At 69.8% G+C, this 22,711-nt stretch carries 19 protein-coding genes; 16 read left to right on the top strand and 3 right to left on the bottom strand.

Going from position 1 to position 22,711, the window contains the following annotated elements:
- Nucleotides 1-106: 106 nt before the first annotated feature.
- From AB0E85_RS37200 to AB0E85_RS37165, 8 genes are all read left to right on the top strand, one after another.
- Nucleotides 107-751 (top strand): HAD family hydrolase, encoded by a 645-nt coding sequence (locus tag AB0E85_RS37200; RefSeq protein ID WP_361936961.1) that lies wholly within the window; start codon nt 107-109, stop codon nt 749-751.
- An 88-nt stretch (nt 752-839) separates the two neighbouring features.
- A complete protein-coding gene (locus AB0E85_RS37195; protein ID WP_361936959.1) occupies nt 840-2,057 on the top strand; it encodes an MFS transporter in 1,218 nt (405 codons plus the stop codon).
- Entirely contained in the window at nt 2,008-3,180 is a 1,173-nt protein-coding gene (locus AB0E85_RS37190) for an acetoin utilization protein AcuC (RefSeq protein WP_361936957.1), read from the top strand. The genes AB0E85_RS37195 and AB0E85_RS37190 overlap by 50 nt, the downstream gene beginning before the upstream one ends.
- Before the next feature lie 84 nt (nt 3,181-3,264).
- On the top strand, nt 3,265-4,080 hold the full coding sequence (locus AB0E85_RS37185) for a phosphatase (protein ID WP_361936955.1): 816 nt from the start codon (nt 3,265-3,267) through the stop codon (nt 4,078-4,080).
- A gap of 129 nt (nt 4,081-4,209) precedes the next feature.
- On the top strand, nt 4,210-4,422 hold the full coding sequence (locus AB0E85_RS37180; RefSeq protein ID WP_004984898.1) for a helix-turn-helix domain-containing protein: 213 nt from the start codon (nt 4,210-4,212) through the stop codon (nt 4,420-4,422).
- Between the two features lie 155 nt (nt 4,423-4,577).
- The gene (locus AB0E85_RS37175) at nt 4,578-4,676 is read left to right on the top strand and encodes an AURKAIP1/COX24 domain-containing protein (protein WP_003948845.1); all 99 of its coding nucleotides are present in this window, start codon (nt 4,578-4,580) and stop codon (nt 4,674-4,676) included.
- Nucleotides 4,677-4,876: 200 nt separating this feature from the next.
- Nucleotides 4,877-5,938, top strand: coding sequence for an NAD-dependent epimerase/dehydratase family protein (locus tag AB0E85_RS37170; RefSeq protein ID WP_184558935.1), 1,062 nt, complete (start codon nt 4,877-4,879; stop codon nt 5,936-5,938).
- Nucleotides 5,939-5,952: 14 nt separating this feature from the next.
- Nucleotides 5,953-7,008 (top strand): 1-acyl-sn-glycerol-3-phosphate acyltransferase, encoded by a 1,056-nt coding sequence (locus tag AB0E85_RS37165; protein WP_361936952.1) that lies wholly within the window; start codon nt 5,953-5,955, stop codon nt 7,006-7,008.
- A 246-nt stretch (nt 7,009-7,254) separates the two neighbouring features.
- Here the strand turns inward: AB0E85_RS37165 and AB0E85_RS37160 are convergent, their stop codons facing one another.
- From AB0E85_RS37160 to AB0E85_RS37150, 3 genes are all read right to left on the bottom strand, one after another.
- Nucleotides 7,255-8,508 carry a DUF5667 domain-containing protein gene (locus tag AB0E85_RS37160; RefSeq protein ID WP_361936950.1) on the bottom strand — a complete coding sequence of 418 codons (1,254 nt, stop codon included), beginning with the start codon at nt 8,506-8,508 and terminating at the stop codon, nt 7,255-7,257.
- Between the two features lie 236 nt (nt 8,509-8,744).
- Entirely contained in the window at nt 8,745-9,515 is a 771-nt protein-coding gene (locus AB0E85_RS37155) for an ECF subfamily RNA polymerase sigma factor, BldN family (RefSeq protein WP_030840376.1), read from the bottom strand.
- 346 nt (nt 9,516-9,861) lie between these two features.
- Nucleotides 9,862-10,779 (bottom strand): HAD-IB family hydrolase, encoded by a 918-nt coding sequence (locus AB0E85_RS37150; protein ID WP_361936948.1) that lies wholly within the window; start codon nt 10,777-10,779, stop codon nt 9,862-9,864.
- Between the two features lie 162 nt (nt 10,780-10,941).
- Between AB0E85_RS37150 and AB0E85_RS37145 the strand changes: the two genes are divergently transcribed.
- The 8 genes from AB0E85_RS37145 to AB0E85_RS37110 all read left to right on the top strand — a co-directional run.
- On the top strand, nt 10,942-11,220 hold the full coding sequence (locus AB0E85_RS37145; RefSeq protein ID WP_184558945.1) for a glutaredoxin family protein: 279 nt from the start codon (nt 10,942-10,944) through the stop codon (nt 11,218-11,220).
- 313 nt (nt 11,221-11,533) lie between these two features.
- Nucleotides 11,534-12,298, top strand: coding sequence for a redox-sensing transcriptional repressor Rex (locus tag AB0E85_RS37140; RefSeq protein WP_361936946.1), 765 nt, complete (start codon nt 11,534-11,536; stop codon nt 12,296-12,298).
- Entirely contained in the window at nt 12,295-14,070 is a 1,776-nt protein-coding gene (locus AB0E85_RS37135) for a glutamyl-tRNA reductase (RefSeq protein ID WP_361936944.1), read from the top strand. The genes AB0E85_RS37140 and AB0E85_RS37135 overlap by 4 nt, the downstream gene beginning before the upstream one ends.
- Nucleotides 14,067-15,062: a hydroxymethylbilane synthase gene (gene hemC / locus AB0E85_RS37130; RefSeq protein WP_361936942.1), complete on the top strand. Its 996-nt coding sequence runs from the start codon at nt 14,067-14,069 to the stop codon at nt 15,060-15,062. The genes AB0E85_RS37135 and hemC overlap by 4 nt, the downstream gene beginning before the upstream one ends.
- Nucleotides 15,059-16,765 (top strand): bifunctional uroporphyrinogen-III C-methyltransferase/uroporphyrinogen-III synthase, encoded by a 1,707-nt coding sequence (locus tag AB0E85_RS37125; RefSeq protein ID WP_361936940.1) that lies wholly within the window; start codon nt 15,059-15,061, stop codon nt 16,763-16,765. The genes hemC and AB0E85_RS37125 overlap by 4 nt, the downstream gene beginning before the upstream one ends.
- Before the next feature lie 169 nt (nt 16,766-16,934).
- The gene (locus tag AB0E85_RS37120; protein ID WP_361936938.1) at nt 16,935-20,525 is read left to right on the top strand and encodes a DEAD/DEAH box helicase family protein; all 3,591 of its coding nucleotides are present in this window, start codon (nt 16,935-16,937) and stop codon (nt 20,523-20,525) included.
- Nucleotides 20,522-22,021 carry a restriction endonuclease subunit S gene (locus AB0E85_RS37115; RefSeq protein WP_361936936.1) on the top strand — a complete coding sequence of 500 codons (1,500 nt, stop codon included), beginning with the start codon at nt 20,522-20,524 and terminating at the stop codon, nt 22,019-22,021. The genes AB0E85_RS37120 and AB0E85_RS37115 overlap by 4 nt, the downstream gene beginning before the upstream one ends.
- A partial coding sequence (locus AB0E85_RS37110) for an N-6 DNA methylase (protein ID WP_361936934.1) occupies nt 22,018-22,711 on the top strand: 694 nt, incomplete at its 3' end. The genes AB0E85_RS37115 and AB0E85_RS37110, both read left to right, overlap by 4 nt.

Raw genomic sequence — 22,711 nt, 5'->3', positions numbered from 1 at the left:
GGTACTGCAGGGGGGACCCTGTGGGAGAGTAGGACGCCGCCGAACAATCATTGGGAAAGCCCCCGCATCTTCGGATGCGGGGGCTTTCTGCGTTTAGGCTCAAGGCATGCGCTACGACCTCGTGATCTTCGACAATGACGGTGTACTCGTCGACAGTGAGCCCATCTCCAACCGATTGCTCGCGGCGTACCTCACTGAACTGGGGCACCCCACCTCGTACGAGGAGTCCATTCGGGACTACATGGGATCGGCGATGCACCGGATTCACGAGCTCGTGCTCCAGCGGACGGGGCAGCGGTTGCCGGAGAGCTTCGACGACGTCTTCCACGCGCGGGTGTTCGCGGCGTTCGAGCTGGAACTGGTGGCCGTGGCCGGGGCATCCGGAGTCCTGGAGAAGCTGGCCGCGGACGGGGTGCCGTACTGCGTGGCCTCCTCCGGGAGCCATGAGCGGATCCGGGTGGGGCACCGGACGACCGGGCTCGACCGGTGGTTCGACGAGAAGCGGATCTTCAGTTCGCAGGACGTCGGGCGGGGCAAGCCGGCCCCTGATCTCTTCCTGTACGCGGCCGAGCGAATGGAGGTCGCGCCGGAGCGGTGTGTCGTCGTCGAGGACAGTCCGCTGGGGGTACAGGCGGCTGTCGCAGCCGGCATGGACGTGTACGGGTTCACCGCCATGACACCGGCGGACAAGCTGGCCGGGGCTACCGGGCTCTTCTCAGACATGGGGGAACTGGCCGACCTGCTCGTGTGAGCGATGCCCGCGGGCCCGCCGAAGCTGAGGCAAACTCATCTTTGGCTGGATCTACCCACGGGTAAGCCGGGGCCCTACGCTCGCCGCCATGACTCATGTGCTGCGGCGCGGCAGGGGCTCGTTGGCGTTCAGCTTCCTGGTGCAGGGTGTCGCCTTCGCTCTGCTCGTGACGAGGATCCCGGCGATCCAGGACCGTTACGGGGTCTCCGACGCGCTGCTGCCGGCGTTCCTGGCCGCCGTGCCGATCCTCGCCGGGGTCGGGAGCGTGACCACCGAGCGGCTGGTGAAGCGGGTGCGGCCGAGCCGGCTGCTGCGGTGGTCCCAGCCCGTGGTGCTGCTGTCGCTGCTCGGGGTCGGGGCCGGGGAGCGGATGGTGGAGCTCGGGGTCGCGCTGGCGGCGTTCGGGCTCGCCGTCGGGGTGCTGGACGCGTCGATGAACATGCTCGGGGTGAGCCTCCAGCGGTCGTACGGGCGCAGCATCATGCTCAGCTTCCACGCGGCCTACAGTCTGGGCGGGATCGTCGGGGCCTCGTTGGCGTGGGTGGGTGCGCACTGGCATCTGGCGTTGTGGGTGTCGTATCTGCCGGTCGTGCTGGCGCTGTTGCCGGCTGTGCTGGTGGGGAGCCGGTGGTACGTCGACGACCGGGATGCGGGACCCGTGGCGGAGGAGAAGGGCGCGGAGGGCCAGGCGGTCGTCTTCAAGTGGCTGTTGCCGCTGTGTCTGGTGATGACCGTCGCGTACATCGGGGACTCGACCGTCTCCAATTGGAGTGCGAAGTACCTCCAGGACGTGCTCGGCAGCTCGGAGCAGATGGCGACGGTGCCGTACAACGTGTACATGATCACCACGCTGTTGGGGCGGGCGATCGGGGACCTCGGGGTGCGGCGGTTCGGGGCGGTCGCGGTGGTGCGGGGCGGGGCGCTGGTGGCGGCGGGCGGGTTCGCCGTGGTGGCGGCCGCTCCGGGGGCGTGGGTCGGGATGCTCGGGTTCACGCTGCTGGGGCTGGGACTGTGCGTGCTCGTGCCGCAGACGTTCGCGGCAGCCGGACGACTGTTCCCCGGGGCCTCGGACGCGGCCGTCGCGCGGCTGAATGTCTTCAACTATGTGGGGTTCTTGATCGGTTCGCCGTTGGTCGGGGCGCTCGGGGATCTGTGGAGCTACCGCGGGGCCATGCTGGTGCCGATGGTGTTGGTGCTGGTGACGCTGGTGTACGCCAAGTCGTTCGCGCCTCAACCGGACCGATACGGTGGCGGGCATGAGCGGCCGCGCACAGCTGATGTGGGACGAGGCAGTAACGGGCTATGACTTCGGTCCGGGGCATCCGATGGACCCCGTCCGGCTCGCCCTGACCCGGAAACTGGTCGACGCCTTCGGGCTGGACCGCGAGGTGGACGTCGTCGCCGCGAAGGCGGCCGGGGAGTCGACGCTGCGGCTGGTCCACCGGGAGGACTACATCCGGGCGGTGAAGGCCGCGTCGGCGGATCCCGCTGCGGCGGACCAGTCGTACGGGCTGGGGACGATGGACGATCCGGCGTTCGCGGGGATGCACGAGGTGTCGTCGCTGATCGCCGGGCAGTCGGTCGGGGCGGCGGAGGCGGTCTGGCGGGGTGAGGCGCTGCACGCGGTGAACTTCGCGGGCGGGCTGCACCACGCGATGCCGGGCGGTGCGTCCGGGTTCTGCATCTACAACGACGCCTCGCTGGCGATCGCGCGGCTGCTGGAGCTCGGGGCGGAGCGGGTCGCGTACGTCGACGTCGACGTGCATCACGGGGACGGAGTGCAGGCGGCGTTCTGGGAGGACCCGCGGGTGCTGACGATCTCGCTGCACGAGCATCCCCGGACGCTGTTCCCGCAGACCGGGTGGCCGGAGGAGACCGGGGCGGACTCCGCGGAGGGCTCGGCGGTGAACGTGGCGCTGCCGGCCGGGACGGGGGACGCCGGGTGGCTGCGGGCGTTCCACGCGGTCGTGCCGGAGCTGATCGCGGACTTCCGGCCGCAGGTGCTGGTGACGCAGCACGGGGCCGACACGCACTTCGAGGATCCGCTGGCGCACCTGGCGGTGTCGCTGGACGCGCAGCGGGCGGTGCAGGTGGCCTGTCACGACCTGGCGCACGAGTTCGCCGACGGGCGGTGGGTGGCCCTGGGCGGGGGCGGTTACGCGGTGGTCGATGTCGTGCCGCGCTCGTGGACGCATCTGGTCGCCATCGCGGCCGGGCGGGCCGTGGAGCCCGAGGCGATGATCCCCGAGGGCTGGCGGCAGGAAGTGTTCGCGAGGACACGGCAGTTGGCCCCGGCGCGGATGACGGACGGGCGCTGGCCGGCGGACTGGTCCGGCTGGGAGGCGGGGTACGACCCGGCGGACCGGCTGGACCAGGCGGTGCTGGCGGCCCGGCGGGCGGTGTTCCCGCTGCGGGGACTGCTGGCGTGATGGAGTGACGCCGGGCGTAGGCCGACCGTGCGGTGTTCGCGGGTTCTCGGGACAGGCGGAGCTCCTGTCACGCACGATCTCCGTGTGCTGACCACCGAAGCCCTGCGTGCGCACCTGGTGGGCGCACGGCTCGCCGGGACCGTGGCGACCTCGCGGGAGGACAGCCTGCGCCGTTACCGGCTCTTCGCCGCCCGGGACCCCCGGGTGCTGCTCGGCATCGATCCCGAAGGCGCCTGGGGGCAGCGGGAGTTGATCGAGCTGATGGCGGACCGGTGTGGTGTTTCGGCCGATTCCCGGCACGTTTCCGGCCAGGACGTGATCGATCCGGATCGGACCCTGGCCGCTCTGGACGCCTTCGCGGAACGCCTCGCCGAGGCCGCCCGGCGGAAGGCCCCCGTGCTCCTCGGCACCGGGCACCCGCACCGGCTGCTCGGTTTCTACGGCGCTCTGGCAGACGCGCTGTCGGCGGCAGGATGTGCCGTTCTCACCCCGGCGCAGGGTCGCCGTGTCGACATAACGACCCGGTTCGGCCTACGTACGTACAACCTCCACTACGTACGAGGAGTCGCGCTGGTGCGGGCCCCCGGCGTGGAACGCCCCGGTTGTGAGCCCGGCGCACATACGCACTCACCTCTCCCGGTTCGTACCGTACTGGCCGCTTGCGCGGAGGCCGGCGGGCCCCTTCCCGAGCTGGTGATCGGAGACCACGGGTGGGTCTGCGGGGCAGGTCAGCTGGGGTTCGAGGCCATCGGGCCGGCCGATACGGACGACCCGGCGCTGTTCGTGGGGGAGGCCGAGGGGTCCGTGTCCGTCGTCGTTCCACTTGATGACGGCGTGCGGTCCGATTACTACCTGCCGCTTACCCGCTACGTACTCAATCGGGCGTGTCTGTCACAGTAGGCCGCCGATGGGTGCACCTCTTCCCCACTCGCATCACTGGCCCCTACATTGGGGAGTGAGCACGCAGCGACGAAGAGTCACCGGAAGGGGAAGCCGGTGGCCGTCGAGTGCGGAAGGTTCAGGTGTGTCATGGCTGCAGCTGGCGAGAGGCCTCTGAACGAGGTTCAGTTCCTTACCGTGGCGGAAGTCGCCTCGGTCATGCGAGTGTCGAAGATGACCGTGTACCGGCTGGTGCACAGCGGTCATCTGCCCGCGATCCGTGTGGGGCGGTCCTTCCGCGTCCCGGAGCAAGCGGTTCACGAGTACCTCCGCGAGAGTTATGTGGGGGTGGAAACCGCCTGACGGCAGGGCCGGGGCGATCTCCACAGGGCACTTCGGGATCTCCCCGGCCTCCTCGATTACGACCTCAGCGCTCGGACGGGTAGGCTGGCCCCTCGTAGGTCGTATGGGCCCATGGCGCCCAAACACCGAGTGATGAGAAGTGAGCGAGGGTAGTCGTGGGCTCTGTTATCAAGAAGCGGCGCAAGCGGATGGCGAAGAAGAAGCACCGCAAGCTGCTCAAGCGCACGCGCGTTCAGCGTCGCAACAAGAAGTAAGTTCGCGACGCGGACGCCGCGAGAGCGTTGCTGTGGCCCCCCACCACCGGTGGGGGGCCACACGCATATCCGTTGCGGTGTCCGGCGGTTCCGGTCACTTCGCGCATCGGGCGGTCATCACAGCGCAACAACAACCCGCTAAGTTGGCCTCACGGGGGAACGCGGCGGGGGCGAGAGGTTCTGGAAGGAAGGCGCTGATCTTGGGCAAGGTCGTGCTCGTGACCGGAGTGGCCCGCCAGCTGGGGGGCCGGTTCGTCCGGCGGATCCAGCGGGACCCCGAGGTGGAGCGGGTCGTCGCCGTGGACGCGGTGCCCCCCGAGCACCATCTGGGCGGTGCCGACTTCATCCAGGCCGACATCCGGCAGCCCGGGATCGCGCGGGTGCTCGCCGAGACGGGCGCCGACACGATCGTCCACCTGGACGTGACGGGCACGCCGCTGGGCAGCGGCAACCGGGCCTCCCTGAAGGAGACCAACGTCATCGGCACCATGCAGCTGCTCGGTGCCTGCCAGAAGTCCCCGTCCGTGCAGCGGCTGGTCGTGAAGTCCAGTACGAACGTCTATGGCTCCGCGCCCCGCGATCCGGCCGTGTTCACCGAGACGACCCCGCCCAAGTCCCTGCCCAGCGGCGGCTTCGCCAAGGACACCGTCGAGGTCGAGGGCTACGTCCGCGGCTTCGCGCGCCGCCGGCCCGACGTGGCCGTGTGCGTGCTGCGGTTCGCCAACATCCTGGGCCCGACCGCGGACACCCCGCTCGCCTCGTACTTCGCGCTGCCGGTCCTGCCGACCGTGTTCGGCTACGACCCGCGGCTTCAGTTCGTGCACGAGGACGATGTGATCGAGGTGCTGCGGATCGGCTCGCACGAGCCCCGGCGCGGCACGCTCAACAGCGGCACCTTCAACATCGCCGGCGACGGCGTGCTGCTGCTCTCCCAGTGCTCCCGGCGCCTCGGGCGTCCCACCGTGCCCCTGCTGCTCCCGGCGGTCACCTGGGCGGGCTCGCTGGTGCGTACCCTGGGGATGACGGACTTCTCGCCCGAGCAGATCCGGCTGCTCACGCACGGCCGGGTGGTGGCCACGGGCCAGATGCGCGAGACGCTGGGATTCCAGCCCAAGTACACGACCGCGGAGACGTTCGCGGACTTCGCCCGCAGCCAGGGGCCCGGACTCCTGCCGCCGGAGGCCCTTGCGGGGGCCGTCGACCGGATCGCCGACCTGCCCCTCGCGGGCGGCGGACACCTCCCGACGCAGAGCGCCAACTGAGGAGCGCATCAACGATGGCGGACGCCAAGGTCATTCCGTTCGACGACGACCGGTCCCGGGGGAGCGCCGCGCAGCGTCCCCAGCGGCGCCGGAGCGCCGGGAACCGTCGCCCGGGCGCGGAGTCCGTGCCGGTACGTGAGGTGCAGCCCCTGCCCACCAGGGCTGTTCCGCAGGATGATGTTCCTGTGACTTCTGAGGAACAGCCGCCGGAGCCTTCCCGGGACGGCGAGGGCGGTCTTGAACGGCGGATCGCGGGCGGTCTGGCCTTCCTGCGCCGCCGCCTCACCGGGGACTACGAGGTCGACGACTTCGGCTACGACGAGGAACTCACCGACCAGGTCCTGATGTCCCTGCTGCGCCCGCTGTACGAGACGTACTTCCGGGTCGAGGTGAAGGGCGTCGAGAACATCCCGTCCGAGGGCGGGGCCCTGATCGTCGCCAACCATTCCGGCACGCTGCCGATGGACGGCCTGATGATGCAGGTCGCGGTGCACGACAACCATCCGGCCGGCCGGCATCTGCGTCTGCTCGCCGCTGACCTGGTGTTCATGCTGCCGGTGGTCAACGAGCTGGCCCGCAAGCTCGGTCACACCCTGGCGTGCGCCGAGGACGCCTCCCGGCTGCTGGAGCAGGGCGAACTGGTCGGGGTGATGCCGGAGGGCTTCAAGGGCCTCGGCAAGCCCTTCGCGGACCGCTACAAGCTCCAGCGCTTCGGCCGCGGCGGTTTCGTCTCGACGGCTCTGCGCGCGGGGACGCCGATCATCCCCTGCTCGATCGTCGGGGCCGAGGAGATCTACCCGATGATCGGCAACGCCAAGACGGTCGCCCGGCTGCTCGGTTTCCCGTACTTCCCGATCACGCCGACGTTCCCGTGGCTCGGGCCGCTCGGGGCGATTCCGCTGCCGACCAAGTGGACGATCCAGTTCGGCGAGCCGATTCCGACGGACGGCTATCCGCCGGAGGCGGCCGAGGACCCGATGCTGATGTTCAACCTGACGGACCAGGTCAGGGAGCAGATCCAGCACACGCTGTACAAGTTGCTGGTGCAGCGGCGGTCGGTGTTCTTCTGACGCCGGCGTTCGCGACAGCCCGCCGGTCGCTCGGAGCCGCTGGACGGAGTCCGGCGCAGCTGTCCGAAGCCTGCGGAGCAGTGCGAGGGCAGCAGACAGGAGGGGCCAAGTTGCTGGTGCAGCGGCGGTCGGTGTTCTTCTGACGCCGGCGTTCGAGTTGCCGGTGCAGCGGCGGTGTTCGCCTGACCCTGCCGACGTACGAGGGTGGGGGCGCCCCTTGCCGATGGGCGCCCCCACCCTCGCCGTCTAGTCCGCGTCCTCGCTGTCGATGCCCAGGCCGGGCAGCAGGCCGGGAAGGAGCGGCGGGAGCGTCACGTCCGGCTCGGGGACGGGTGTGTTGCCCTCCGCCGAGGGGGAGGTGCTCGCCTCGCTGTCCTTCGGCGGGTCGAGCAGGCCGCCGGTGTTGCCGCCGAGCAGGCCGTCGCTGTCGCCGCCGGAGCCGGCCGAGCGGCTGGGGCCGCTGCCGCTGCCGGTGCTGCCCTCGTCGCTGTGCCGGCTGCCGCTGCCGCTGTCGCTGGGCCGGGCCGGGCGGTCGGTCCCGGAGGAGCCGCTGGGAGCCGACTGGGTGGCGCCCTGCCGCTTGCCGTCGCCGCCGCCGGTGGCCGGGGGCTCGGGCAGCAGGGAGCGCAGCGGGGCGACGTCCTCGTCTATGGCGTCGAACACGGACGACACCTGCTCGCTGACGTCCCCGAGCTGGACGGGCAGTCGCTCGCGCAGTTCGCCCCAGGCCTCGCGGTGGGAGCGGGAGAACGCGGACAGGGCCTGCATGGGGCCCAGGGAGTCCGGGTCGCGCTCGTACGCCTCGCTCAGCAGTCGGTGGCCCTCGGAGGCGTCGTGCCGCATGCCGGACAGGGCGCGGCGGATCTCACCGAGGGACTCGTGGTCCAACGGGCCGCTGCGGCCGCGCTCCATCAGGCGGCGGGCTTCGCTGAGCCGGGTCGAGGCGTGGTCGAGGTAGACCCGGCCGCGTTCGTCCGCCCCGTCGGCGAGGCCGAGCTTGACGTCCTCGATGCCGCGTTTGAGGCCGTAGAGCGAGTCGCCGGGCAGGGCGTCCGAGCTGGCGGCGGAGACTCCGCCGAAGGCACTCGCGGCCACCCCGACACTGAGTCCGCCCGCGGTGAGGCCCTTGGCGAGCCGGGAACGCGGCCGGAACTTCTTCAGTGAACCCGCGCGGTGCGCGCCGCGGGCCCGGGACCGCTGTTCGGGGACCGCGCTGTCCGTCGCCCCGCCGCCCGCGGTGCCCTCCTGGAGCATGGCCTCGAAGGCGGCCACCAGCTGGGCCCGCTGAACGACCTTGACCTCCGGGTCGAGCTCCGGCTTGGGCAACGCGCCGAGGCCCGAGGCGAGCGCCAGATGGCGGGCCTGCTCACTCGGTTCCGCGACTGCCGGGGCCGGTGCCGATCCTTCGGGCTGCTCGGCCGCCGTGCCCTGCTCGGACTGCTCCTCCAGGGCCTGGGCGAAGGCGTTCGCCCGCCGGTGCGCCGATACGTTCGCGATCACTGGCGGCACCTCCTCTCGTCATGACGGTCGACTCCCCAGGGGGTCCTGAGGGTTGCACACCCTGACCAGGACCACACGATCGAGTGATCGGAGTCGGCCAGGGGGTGACCACAGGGAGCCTGCATCCCGCACAACGAGTGGCGCGGCACTTGGGTTACGGACGCCGGATGATCGGATGCCGAAGTCAACAGACTTTCACGGACCGTGAGTTGAATGTCGCCCTGTGTGCGGGGCGGTCAGCGGGCGTCTTCCGGGAGGAGCCGGGCGAGGGTGCGGACGGCCCGGTACTGGAGGGTCTTGATGGCGCCCTCGTTCTTGCCCATCACCCGGGCGGTCTCGGCGACGGAGAGGCCCTGGAGGAAGCGGAGCGTCACGCACTCCTGCTGCTGGGGGTTGAGCCGCCGCACGGCGTCGAGCAGGGCGGCGTTGGAGAGGGACTCCAGGACGGAGTCCTCGGGGGAGCGCTCGACCTCGTTGGCGTCGAGCATCTCGCCGGTGGTGACCTCCAGCCGGAAGCGGCTGGACTTGAAGTGGTCCGCGACGAGGTTGCGGGCGATGGTCACGAGCCAGGCGCCGAAGTCGCGGCCCTGCCAGGTGAAGGTGCCGATGCGGCGCAGGGCACGCAGAAAGGTCTCGCTGGTGAGGTCCTCGGCGGTCGCCTTCCCTCCGACCCGGTAGTAGATGTACCGGTAGACGGTGTCGCTGTACTGGTCGTAGAGGCGGCCGAAGGCGTCGGACTCGCCGGCCTGGGCGCGCTCCACGAGGTCCATCATCCGGGCGCTGTCGCTGTCCGCCGCCGGGCGGCGGGCGGTGGCCGCCCCGGACGGGCGGCCTCGTCTGCCGACCGCGGCGCTGCCGTCGGCCAGTGCGTAGCACGGGCCGACGGGCGCGGCGGTGGCGAATGCGGGGACGGCGTACGCGGTGGGGACGAAGCCGCGCAACAGGTCTTGGACCGTTGCGCGCAGCGTAGCCAGGCCCGAGGCGTCAACCCCGACGTGTGGGTACACGGGACTCCCAGAGGCAGAGCTTCCATCACGTGCAGTGCGGGACCTTTCACCCGTCGTAGCGACGGAGGGGTACCGGTTTGCGTCTGAGGAGAATAACGCTTCGTGCAGGCACTGCTACACCGAGTTGCTCAAATCATCGATTACGTCGCTTCCGTAACCGATTGACGCCCGATCAAGTGCCGGACCGTGAACGATTGTTGATCGGAATGGTTCGGATACCGGCTGAGTCCAGGGCGTGTTGTGGCCGTGTGCAGCCAAGAGGACTGGACACGAGGTTGTGGGGGTACGCCAGTTGGATTTACGGCGATTGTCAGGCCGTAAACATCCGTGTCCCGGTTTGATCAGGTCAGCGACGGCGGCGGTGCAGGGCGATGGCGGCCGCCGTGCCGCCGGCCACCGCGCCGACGCCCGCCGCGGCGGGGATGCCGACCTTGGCCGCCTTGCGGCCGGTGCGGTAGTCGCGCAGGCGCCAGTCCAGCTCGCGGGCGTGCTTGCGCAGCTTGCTGTCCGGGTTGATGGCGTAGGGGTGGCCGACCAGCGAGAGCATCGGGATGTCGTTGTGCGAGTCGCTGTAGGCGGCGCAGCGGCCGAGGTCCAGGCCCTCGGCGGCGGCCAGGGCGCGGACCGCCTCGGCCTTCGCCGGGCCGTGCAGCGGTTCGCCGACGAGCTTGCCGGTGTAGACGCCGTCGACGGACTCGGCGACCGTGCCGAGGGCGCCGGTCAGGCCCAGGCGGCGGGCGATGACCGTGGCGATCTCGACGGGGGCGGCCGTCACCAGCCAGACCTTCTGGCCCGCGTCCAGATGGGCCTGGGCGAGGGCGCGCGTACCGGGCCAGATGCGCTCGGCCATGTACTCGTCGTAGATCTCCTCGCCGATCGACTGGAGTTCGGCGACGCGGTGGCCCTGGACGATCGACAGGGCCGAGTCGCGGGCCTCCTGCATGTGCTCGGGGTCCTCGACCCCGGCGAGTCGGAACCACGCCTGCTGCCAGGCGAACTTGGCGAGCTCGCGCGTCTCGAAGAACTTCCGCTTGTACAGGCCCCGCCCGAAGTGGAAGAGCGCGGCACCCTGCATGACGGTGTTGTCCAGGTCGAAGAAGGCGGCGGCCTGGTCGTCGCCGTGCACCGGGAACTGCGGTTCCTCGGTCGTGCCGACGGCGTCCTGTGTGGACTTGCGGGCTGCCTCCGCCGAGGCCTCGCCTGCCAAAACGCTCCGCGCCGTGGCGGAGCGCCTACGGGGAGTGAGCCATCCGAGAGCGGCCATGGCGTGAGCATAGCCAGTTTGTTCGGGGGTTCCGGAGTCAGAAGGTTCGAAGCCTGTGAACTCTCGGCAAGCGTGTCGTTAAAGATGCCGCACGGGGTGGACGCGGCCGGCGCGTCGTCCGGCGCTTTCGCGAGGGTTCCGCTTGTCCCCGGGCGCGCGACAATGGCCGACATGAGTCCCCTCTTCCGTCGCACGCCCCCTCGGGACCGGCTCGTCACCCTGATCCGCAAGCCCGGCTGTCATCTGTGTGATGACGCACAGGTCGTTGTGGAGAAGGTGTGCGGTGATCTCGGAGTCCCCTGGGAACAGAAGGACATCACCGAGGATCGGGAACTGCACGACCAGTACTGGGAGCAGATCCCCGTCGTGCTGGTGGACGGCAGGCAGCACACGTTCTGGCGCGTGAACGAGGGTCGCCTGCGCAAGGCGCTGACCGACTGATCCCGCCCGGTGAGCGACTGACCGATCAGTCCAAAGGCGCCGCCGCGTCGCTTAGGATCGATGGTGACTTGGTCTCGGGGGCGGGATTCGCTGAGGAGAGTGTGCGGTTTTGCCCCCGAAAGACAAGGAACGGTGGTGCGTATGCGCCGGTTCCCTGCGCGTGCGCCGGGGGCGCGTGACCCCGGTCACGTTGGCCGGGCAAATCGGACACCATCTTTGTGCACGCGTTCACAAAGACATAGCCTGCTTTCGACGGGGCGGTCATGTAGGGACGTATGACCGCCTACAGCCCCGCTCTACCCGCAGGAGCACCGTGGCAACTGGCCGAACTCACCGACCGGCGACCCGCAGCCGAGGGATTCCCGAGGCCACCGTCGCCCGGCTTCCGCTGTACCTCCGCGCTCTGACCGCGTTGTCGGAGCGCTCGGTTCCCACGGTCTCCTCCGAGGAGCTCGCGGCCGCGGCGGGGGTCAACTCCGCGAAGCTGCGCAAGGACTTCTCCTACCTCGGCTCCTACGGGACCAGGGGTGTCGGCTACGACGTCGAGTATCTCGTGTACCAGATCTCCCGCGAACTGGGGCTCACCCAGGACTGGCCGGTCGTGATCGTCGGTATCGGCAACCTCGGCGCCGCCCTCGCCAACTACGGCGGGTTCGCCTCCCGTGGATTCCGGGTCGCCGCGCTGATCGACGCCGACCCCGCGATGGCCGGCAAGCCCGTCGCCGGGATCCCGGTGCAGCACTCCGACGACCTGGAGAAGATCATCCAGGACAACGGCGTGTCGATCGGTGTCATCGCCACCCCCGCCGGTGCCGCCCAGGCGGTCTGCGACCGGCTCGTGGCCGCCGGTGTCACCTCCATCCTGAACTTCGCGCCGACCGTGCTGTCCGTCCCGGAGGGCGTCGACGTGCGCAAGGTCGACCTCTCCATCGAGCTTCAGATCCTCGCCTTCCACGAGCAGCGCAAGGCCGGGGAGGAGGCCGCCGCCTCCGACGGGGGCGCCCCCACCGTCGCCGCCCGCAGCGACTCCGCCGACCAGGGACCCGACGGGGACATGCCCGCCGTGATGCCGGCATGAGCCTCCTCGTCGTCGGACTCAGCCACCGCAGCGCCCCGGTCAGCGTGCTGGAGCGGGCCGCGCTGAACGCGGACGCGCAGGTCAAGCTGCTCCAGGACACGGTCGCCGCCGAGCCGGCCTCCGAGGCCGCGGTGCTCGCCACCTGCAACCGCATCGAGCTCTACGCCGACGTGGACAAGTTCCACGCCGGTGTCGCCGAGCTGTCCACGCTGCTCGCCCAGCACAGCGGCGTCGGCCTGGAGGAGCTCACCCCTTATCTCTACGTGCACTACGAGGACCGGGCCGTCCACCACCTGTTCTCGGTGGCCTGCGGACTGGACTCCATGGTCGTCGGCGAGGGGCAGATCCTCGGCCAGATCAAGGACTCCCTGGCCCGGGCCCAGGACCTGCACTCCGCCGGACGCCTCCTGAACGACCTGTTCCAGCAGGCCCTCAGGGTCGGCAAGCGCGCCCACTCCGAGACCGGCATCGACCGCGCCGGGCAGTCCCTGGTCACCTTCGGCCTGGAGCAGCTCGCCCGGGGCGGCGACGTACAGCAGTGGGCCCGCGGCAAGAAGGCCCTGGTCATCGGGGCCGGTTCGATGTCCTCCCTGGCCGCGGCCACGCTCGCGCGGGCCGGGGTCGCCGAGATCGTCGTCGCCAACCGCACCTTCGACCGGGCCGAGCGCCTCGCCCAGATCCTCATGGAGGGCGACGACACGGACGTGGCGGCCCGCGCGGTACCGATGGAGTCGGTGCCGGCCGAGCTGACACGTGCCGACGTCACCGTCTCCTGCACCGGTGCGACGGGCCTGGTCCTGACGGCCGAGTCGGTCGCCGGGGCGATCGAGGACCGCAGGCCCGCACCGCCGGCCGTGCCCGGCGAGGACGGTCCGGGCGCGCCGGGCGGCGAGTCCGGCCCCGCGGCCGGAGAGGCCGCGCAGCGCGGCGGAGCGTCGGGCACCAGCCTCGGCAGCGAGGACGGCTGTCCGCTCGACCTGTCCGCGGTGCAGGGCACCGCCGGATTCTCCGTGCTGGGCGAGGCCGCCGTGGCCGGGATGGCCGCCGCCGACCTCGAACAGCACGCGGCATGGGTGGACAACGGCACCGCGGGCGGCGACCGGCGTGTCGCGGGGGGTACGGCCCGGCCGGGACAGACCGGCACGCTCGACCCGGCCGCCGACACCGACGCCATCGCGGCGCTCGCCGCGACCGTCGCCACCGTCGGGCGGATCCCCGAGCGCCGCAGGCCCGAGCCGGTCGAGGAGCCGCAGCGGCCCGAGCCCGTGCTCTTCCTGCTGGACCTCGCGATGCCGCGCGACATCGACGCGGCCGTGCACCGGCTGGCCGGGGTGCGGCTGGTGGACATCGAGTCGCTGGCGGAGGCCTCCGCGGGAGCTCCGATGGCTGCCGATGTGGACCAGGTCCGGCGTATCGTCTCCGACGAGGTCGCGGCCTTCGGGGCAGCACTGCGGGCCGCGCACATCACGCCGACCGTGGTCGCCCTGCGCACCATGGCCGCCGATGTCGTGGCCGGCGAGATCGCCCGGCTGGACGGGCGGCTGCCCGGACTCGACGACAAGCACCGAGCGGAGATCACCCAGACCGTGCGGCGCGTGGTCGACAAGCTGCTCCACGCGCCGACCGTGCGGGTCAAGCAACTCGCGGCCGAACCCGGAGGCGCCGGATACGCGGACGCGCTGCGGACCCTGTTCGACCTCGACCCCGAGACGGTGGCCGCCGTCTCCCGGGCCGAGGACAGCACCACCGAGAAAGACCGAGGGCCGGCATGAACGACAAGGCGCTACGGCTCGGCACCAGGCGCAGCAGGCTCGCCATGGCCCAGTCCGGGCAGGTGGCGGAAGCCGTGAGCCGGGTGACCGGGCGGCCCGTCGAGCTCGTCGAGATCACCACGTACGGTGATGTCTCGCGCGAGGCGCTGGCCCAGATCGGCGGCACCGGCGTGTTCGTGACCGCCCTGCGCGACGCGCTCCTCAAGGGCGAGGTCGACTTCGCGGTGCACTCGCTGAAGGACCTGCCGACCACGCAGCCCGACGAGCTGGTCGTGGCCGCCGTGCCGGTGCGCGAGGACCCGCGGGACGTGATCGTCGCCCGGGACGACCTGAAGTTCACCGACCTGCCCTCCGGGGCGCGCATCGGTACGGGTTCGCCGCGCCGCATGGCGCAGCTCAACGCGTACGCCCGCAGCCACGGCCTGGACATAGCGACGGTCCCGATCCGCGGCAACGTCGACACCCGCATCGGGTTCGTGCGCAGCGGGGAGCTCGACGCCGTCGTGCTGGCCGCCGCCGGACTGAACCGGATCGGCCGCGGTGACGAAGTGACCGACTTCCTGTCGGTCGACACGGTTTTGCCCGCCCCCGGCCAGGGGGCCCTGGCGATCGAGTGCACCGCGGGCAACGCGGACCTCATCGCCGCGCTCGCCGAACTCGACGACCCGTTCACGCGGATCGCCGTGACGGCCGAGCGATCACTGCTCGCCGCCCTGGAAGCCGGTTGCAGTGCCCCTGTGGGCGCGCTGGCCGACTTGCCCCCACCCTCGGATCCGCTCGAGCGGGGGAACCCCCAGGCCGACGGGCAGATTGTCAAGGAAATGCGCCTGCGCGGCGTCGTCGGGACCACCGACGGCACGCGCATGGTGCAGCTGTCCACCACCGGTCCCGTGCCCGAGACGCACGACGGGGCAATGGCGCTCGGTCGCGAACTCGCGGCCGAGATGCTCGCCCAGGGCGCGGCCGGTCTGATGGGGGAGCGAGCACAGTGAGCCCCACCACCCTTTCCGCCGGTCCTGAACACGGGCACGTCACCTTCCTGGGTGCCGGACCCGGAGATCCGGGACTACTGACTCTGCGCGCCGTGGAGGCGCTGGCGAACGCGGACGTCCTCGTCGCCGAGCACGAGGTGCTCGACGTCGTACGTCAGCACGCCAGGCAGGGCGTGTCCGAAGTGCACACGGATCCGGATCCTTCCCAGGACCCTGCTCCGGGCGCAGGAACGCCCCAGCTGACGGTAGTTGACGGCACGTCAACCACCGCGGCCGTCCCCGTGGTGCGGGATGCCGCACATCTTGTCATGGAGGCCGCGCGGGGCGGCAGGCGGGTCGTGCGTGCGGTGTCCGGGGACCCGGGCCTCGACACGTACGCCGCCGAGGAGATGCTGGCGTGCGCCGCCGCCGGGGTGCCCTTCGAGGTCGTCCCCGGCATCGCGAGCGCCGTCGGCGTGCCCGCCTACGCCGGTGTGCCGCTGCGGGACGCGCAGGGCGCGGACGTGCGGTTCGTGGACGCGCGGACGGCGTCGGACCGGTGCTGGACGGAGGTCGGGGCGTCGGACGGCACGGTCGTCGTGTCCACGACGCTGGACTCCGTCGCCGCGGCGGCCGGCGAGCTCGTCTCCGCCGGACGCAAGCCGGACACCCCGATGACGGTCACGGTCGCCGGTACGACCACCCGGCAGCGCACCTGGTCCGCCACGCTCGGCACGATCGCGCAGACGCTGAAGCAGGCCAAGGTGCTGCCCTCGCCCGACGGCGGCCGGCCGGTGATAGCCGTGGTCGGTGAGCGTTCCGCCGCCGCCCAGCGCGACCAGCTCGCGTGGTTCGAGTCCAAGCCGCTGTTCGGCTGGAAGGTGCTCGTGCCGCGGACGAAGGAGCAGGCGGCGTCGCTCTCCGACCAGCTGCGGTCGTACGGGGCCGTGCCGCACGAGGTGCCGACGATCGCCGTCGAGCCGCCGCGCACGCCCCAGCAGATGGAGCGCGCGGTCAAGGGTCTCGTCACGGGCCGCTACGAGTGGATCGCCTTCACCTCGGTGAACGCGGTCAAGGCCGTACGGGAGAAGTTCGAGGAGTACGGGCTCGACGCCCGGGCCTTCGCCGGGATCAAGGTCGCGGCCGTCGGCGAGCAGACGGCCAAGGCGCTGATCGCGTTCGGCGTGAAGCCGGACCTGGTGCCCAGCGGGGAGCAGTCGGCCGCCGGTCTGCTGGAGGACTGGCCGCCCTACGACCCGGTCTTCGACCCGATCGACAGAGTGTTCCTGCCGCGTGCCGACATCGCCACGGAGACGCTGGTCGCCGGGCTGATCGAGCTCGGCTGGGAGGTCGACGACGTCACGGCCTACCGGACCGTGCGGGCCTCGCCGCCGCCGGCGGAGACCCGTGAGGCGATCAAGGGCGGTGGCTTCGACGCCGTTCTCTTCACCTCGTCCTCCACCGTGCGGAACCTGGTCGGCATCGCCGGCAAGCCGCACAACGTCACGGTGATCGCCTGCATCGGCCCGGCCACGGCGAAGACCGCCGAGGAGCACGGGCTCCGGGTGGACGTCATGGCTCCGGAGCCGTCCGTCCACAAGCTGGCCGAAGCCCTGGCCGACTTCGGCGCGAAGCGCCGGGTGGCGGCGGTGGAGGCCGGCGATCCGGTGACCCGGCCGAGCGAGCGGCGGCCGGGGGCGCGGCGGAGGCGTTCGACGACGTGAAACGACGAGCGGGGTGGACCGTGATCAGCGAGTCCGCCCCGTTCGGTCGAGGCGTCAAGCGTGACTGTTGAACACGGCATCTTCCCAAACGCCTTGCCGTCCCCAAGCGTTCATGACATCCTGCAAGGCTTTGCACACGTCGTGACGGCTTGAGATCAGGGAGATGCGCATGGTGACGGCAGCGGTCGGCAGCCCGTCGGGTGGGGACGACGAGCAGGTCAGGCGGCTGGCTGCGAGTTCGTCCAACTTCGGTCACCTGATAGGGCACGAGCCTTTACTGGTGACTCTGGGCTGCTCCGCGGAGTCGTACGTCCACACCGATCCGCACGCGGCCATGGTGAAGGCACGCCTCTTCGGCGAGGTGATGACCCGGCACCTGGTCACGCTTCTCGGTCTCACCGTGCCGGGGTCCCGGCAGGTGGACCGGATCAACGCGCTCACCAGGTCCGGTGTGCTCGTCCCCCAGGTGAGGGCCTGGTTCGAGGCAGTCCGCACGACGGGCAACAGGGCCGTTCACGAGTACTACGCCAACGTCCGCGAGGCGCTCCAGTCCGTGGAGCTGTGCTTCCGCCTGGGTGACTGGCTGCACCGGTCCCTCAACCAGAACGACACCACGCACCGTGTGTTCCTGGCGCCTGCGCCGCCGTCCGCCGCTCCCGAGCCCACGACCGTCGCCGACCAGCGCGAGCTGGAGCAGCTGCGCACCGAACTCGATGCCTACCGCCGCAAGTTGGAGGAGGCCCGGCTCAGCTACGACGGTAAGCAGAGTCGTCTGGAGCGTGAGCAGGCCGCCCGTGAGCAGGCTGAGGCGGAACTGGCCCGCGCAGAGGCCGAGCGGGCCGCGCTGCACGACCTGATCGCCGAGCTGAGCGACAAGATCACCGAGTTGACGGCTCCGGCGATGGAGTCCCGTTCCGCCGCTCGCCCGCTGGACGGGGCCTCGCGGCGCGACGAGTTCATCGCGCAGGCGCAGAAGGCCGCCCGCCCGCCGATGAGCGAGGCGCAGGTCCGCGCCGAGCTGGACCGCGTCCTGGAGAAGGCGGGCTGGGTCGTCCAGGACGACGCCACCAAGAACCTCTTCGCGGGCAAGGGCGTCGCCGTCCGGGAGGTCTCCACGGCAGTCGGTCGCGCCGACTACCTCCTGTACGTCGACCAGCGTCTGGTCGGTGTCATAGAGGCCAAGCGGGAGGGCGCGGATCTGGAGGCCGCCATGGAGCAGGCCTCCCGTTACGCCACCGGCCTCACCCGCAGCCAGCAGCTCAGCGCATGGCGGGCCAGCCTGCCCTTCCGGTATGTCGCCGACGGCAACACCGTTCGCTTCCACAACGCCCTCGACCCGTCCCCGCGCACGCGGGAGGTCTTCGCCGTGCACCGGCCGGACACGATCGCCCGCTGGGTCGAGGAGGCCGAGGCCGACCACAGCGCGCCGACCCTGCGGGCCCGGATGCGTCGCCTGCCGGAGACCTTCCTCGACCCGGAGGACCTGCGTCCGGCCCAGGTGACGGCCATCAACGGCCTGGAGCGCTCCCTGGCCAAGGATGACCCGCGTGCACTGATCCAGATGGCGACCGGAGCCGGCAAGACGTACACGGTGGTGAGTGAGAGCTACCGGCTGCTCAAGCACGCGGGCGCCAAGCGCATCCTGTTCCTGGTCGACCGCAACAACCTCGGCAGCCAGGCCGCGACCGAGTTCGAGAACTTCGATACCCCGGACGACGGCCGCAAGTTCACCGAGTTGTACGTCGTGCAGCGTCTCGCCGGGGACACCGTGTTGGGCTCCGCGCACGTGGTGGTGTCCACGGTGCAGCGGCTGTGGCTGGCGCTGACCGGCCGTGACGTGCCGAGCGCCGACACCGAGGACGCGGCGCTGGACCGCTATGACCTGGTCGACGAGCCCGTTGAGGTCGGCTACAACCCGAAGCTGCCGCCGGAGTCCTTCGACCTGATCGTCGTCGACGAGTGCCACCGCTCCATCTACGGCAAGTGGCGTGCGGTCCTGGAGTACTTCGACGCCCACCTAGTCGGCCTGACCGCCACCCCGGTCAAGCAGACCTTCGGCTTCTTCTTCCAGAACCTGGTCAGCGAGTACCCGTACGAGCAGGCCGTCGCGGACGGAGTCAACGTCGACTTCGACGTCTTCCGTATCCGTACGGAGCTGGGGGAGAACGGCGGAACGATCCCGGCGGAGACGGTCGTGCCGATGCGGGAGCGCAAGACGCGCCGCGAGCGGTACCAGGAGCTGGAGGAGGACCTGGAGTGGAAGGCCTCCCAGCTGGGGCGCCAGGTCATCAGCAAGGGGCAGTTGAAGCTCGTCGTCGAGACGTTCCGCAAGCACCTGTTCACGGAGATCTTCCCGCCCGTGGGGGAGGGGGAGGTCCAGCGGGCACGCACGCACGTGCCCAAGACCCTGATCTTCGCCGTGGACGACAACCACGCCGACGAGATCGTCCAGATGGTGCGGCAGGTCTTCGGAGAGAGCGACGACTTCTGCCGGAAGATCACGCACGCCGCGAAGCGGCCAGCCGAGCTGATCAAGGCGTTCCGCAACAGCCCGGAGCTGCGTATCGCGGTGACCGTCGACATGATCGCCACGGGGACCGACATTCCGCCACTGGAGTGTGTGTTCTTCCTTCGGGACGTCAAGAGCTGGGCGTACTTCGAGCAGATGAAGGGGCGTGGCTCGCGGACGATTGACCCGGCGGAGTTCCAGGCCGTCACGCCGGACGCGGAGGTCAAGGAGCGGTTCGTGATCGTCGACGCTGTGGGCGTGACGGACTCCCCGCGTGTGGACGCGCGCCCGCTCGTCCGGGTCTCCGAACGCAAGATCCCGCTGGAGCGGCTGATGGCCAAGACGGCGGGCCTGGCGATGACCGAGGACGAGGTCGCCACGTTGGCAGGCCGCCTGGCACGCCTTGACCGGCAGCTCACGCCTGAGGAGCGCGAGGAGGTCGAGGAACTGGCCGGCCAGCCGCTGCGGGAGATCGTGGGCGGGCTGGTCCGGTCCGTCGACCCCGACCAGCAGGAGCGAGCGCGGCGGATCGGCGGGCAGGCGCAGGTACGGCAGGACATGCTGGACGCGCTGAAGCCGATCGCGTCGAATCGCGAGCTGCGGGACCGGATCATGTCCATGCGCCGCGCGCACGACATCGTCATAGACGAGGTGAGCGTGGACGAGGTGAAGGAGGCGCGCGGCATCACGGCGGACGAGCTGGCGATGCGGCGGGTCACGTCCTGGCAGCAGTACATCAAGGAGCACCAGGACGAGATCGCCGCGTTCAACATCGCCTTCAGCGAGCGGCGCGACCCGAAGGAGGTCTACCGGCGGCTGCGGGACCTCGCCCGCAAGATCGAGCGTCCCCCGTTTCAGTGGACGCCGGGGCGGCTGTACGACGCGTACGTGCAGCTGGGTAAGGCGGCTCGGCATCCGCGAGGGGCTGCGGGTGTGGTGGACCTGATCGGGCTGCTGCGGTTCGAGCTGGGCCTGGAGGAGGAGGTACGGCCGTACCGGGCGCTGGTGGAGGAACGGTACGCGGCTTGGCGGGCCCGGCAGGAGCAGGCGGGGGCGTCCTTCACGGAGGACCAGGTGTGGTGGCTGGACCGCATGGTCGACGTGATAGCGACGGATGCGGCGATCGAACCCGAGCATTTGAAGGACGTACCCTTCATCGAGCGTGGGGGTGTGGACGGTTTCCTGAGGGAATTCGGGGCGGATCGAGGGGCTGAGATTTTGGATGAGCTGGGACGGGAGTTGGGCGCGTGAGTGAGGGTGGTAGTCCTTCGGAGCTTCCGAAGGGGTGGGCTTTGGCCACCATCGGTGACCTGATCGAGTCGTCAGGCGTTTTCACGGACGGCGACTGGGTGGAGAGCAAAGACCAAGATCCCACTGGGGATGTCCGCCTGGTCCAGCTAGCCGACGTGGGCGATGGATGGTTCCGCAACCGGAGCAACAGGTCTCTAACGCTTGATAAATCTAGGGAGCTCAATTGCACTTCGCTGGCTCCCGGGGATGTCCTGATCGCTCGCATGCCAGACCCTCTTGGTAGGGCATGTCTGTATCCGGGCGGAAATCGGCCTGCGGTTACCGTGGTGGACGTTTGCATTGTAAGGCCGAGCGGAGAAGTCGACCCTCGATGGTTGATGCATTTCGTGAACTCGCCGCAGTTCCGTGAGCGAATGCGCCCTTACGAGAGTGGATCGACCCGCAAGAGAATCTCTCGAAGAAATCTGGCGAAGGTCGAGCTTCCTGTGCCACCAGTCGAAGAGCAGCGCCGCATCGTCATCGCGCTCGACGAGCAGTTGTCACGACTCGACGCGGCAGTTGAGGCAGTGGAGCAGAGTCGCGCGCGGTCGAGGCAACTGTGGTCTTCCATTCTTCATCAGATGACGGAAGGCGCCCTGTCGCGAAATGTGCGACGTCCGGTAACCTGGGAGCGTACCGGTGAAGTGGCCGCAGTTCAGGGAGGAATTCAAAAGCAGGCTCGGCGTCGGCCAGTGGAGAACAAGTTTTCTTTCCTGAGAGTGGCTAACGTGCCGCGCGGGAGGTTGACGCTTGAGGAGGTTCATGAGATTGAACTATTTGAGGGTGAACTCGAACGTTATCGGCTCGAATCCGGTGACTTGCTCGTCGTTGAAGGTAATGGCAGCCCTGACCAGATCGGGCGCGCTGCATCATGGCGGGGCGAAATCGAAAACTGTGTGCATCAAAATCACCTGATCCGAGTTCGGCCAGGAATGAGACTGCGGCCTGAGTTTCTCGAACTTGCTTGGAACTCCCCCAAGGTCGCGCAGCAGCTAAAGAAGGTCGCAAGCTCCACCAGCGGTCTGCACACGTTGAGCACTGCTAAGGTCAAGTCGGTGGAGATTCCTGTACCCTCGATTGAGGAACAGGATGCGCTGCTTGATGCAGTACAGCAATGGCGGACGAAGCAGCTTGTCGCAGAGGCTGCACAACAGGCCGCTTTTGTTCGCGCCGCAGGTCTCCGTCGTTCACTCTTGGCCGAGGCTTTCGCCGGCCGTCTGGTCCCCCAACACTCCGCGGACGAGCATGCCGACGCGCTGCTCGCCCGCATCCGCGCGGAGCGGGAATCGGCCGGATCCACTAAACCTCGGCGCCGGAGCGCTCGCCGGGCACCGGCTCAACGGAAGCGCGAACCAGACGCCTCACCTGTATCGGATGCACCTCCGCAACTCAGGGCTGACGTCCCCGCCCTCGCCACTGCCACTCAGCCCACCCTTGACCTGGAGATCCCCTCGTGACCACGACCGAGGCCCGTCGGCTCGTTGACAAGCTCTGGAGTTACTGCCACGTCCTGCGGGACGACGGTGTGTCCACCATCGACTATGTCGAGCAGTTGACGCTTCTCGTCTTCCTCAAAATGGCGCACGAGGCGCAGTCCCGGCCCCCGATGTTCCGCGAGCAGATCATGCCCGAGGGGTCGGTCTGGGAAGGGCGCGGATGGCCTGAGCTGCTGAACAACGACGGTGCCGAACTCGAAGCCGCCTACACACAGCTGCTCGAAGACCTGGGAGCCCAGCGCAAGGGCACCACCTTCCACCTGATCTTCAACGGGGCCCGCAACCGCATCCACGACCCCGCCAAACTCAAGCGTCTGGTCAAGGACCTGATCGACAAGGAGAACTGGTCCGGCCAGAAGACCGACATCAAGGGCGACGCCTACGAGGAACTGCTCTCCCGTGGCGCGGAGGACGTCAAGTCGGGCGCGGGGCAGTACTTCACGCCGCGCCCGCTGATCCAGGCCATCATCGACTGCGTCCGCCCTACCCCGGACGACACGATCACCGACCCTGCCAGCGGAACCGGCGGCTTCCTGCTCGCCGCCGCGGAGCACATCCTCAACGAGTATGGCAACCGGCTCACCCCCGAGCAGCGCAAGCACCTCAGCAGCGGTGGCATCTGGGGCACCGAGTTGGTCAGGAACACCGCCC

Source organism: Streptomyces sp. NPDC029044 (genome assembly GCF_040637495.1).
Lineage (GTDB): Bacteria > Actinomycetota > Actinomycetes > Streptomycetales > Streptomycetaceae > Streptomyces.
Note: the sequence above shows the minus strand (reverse complement) of the source record. Positions and strands in the feature narration are given on the sequence as shown.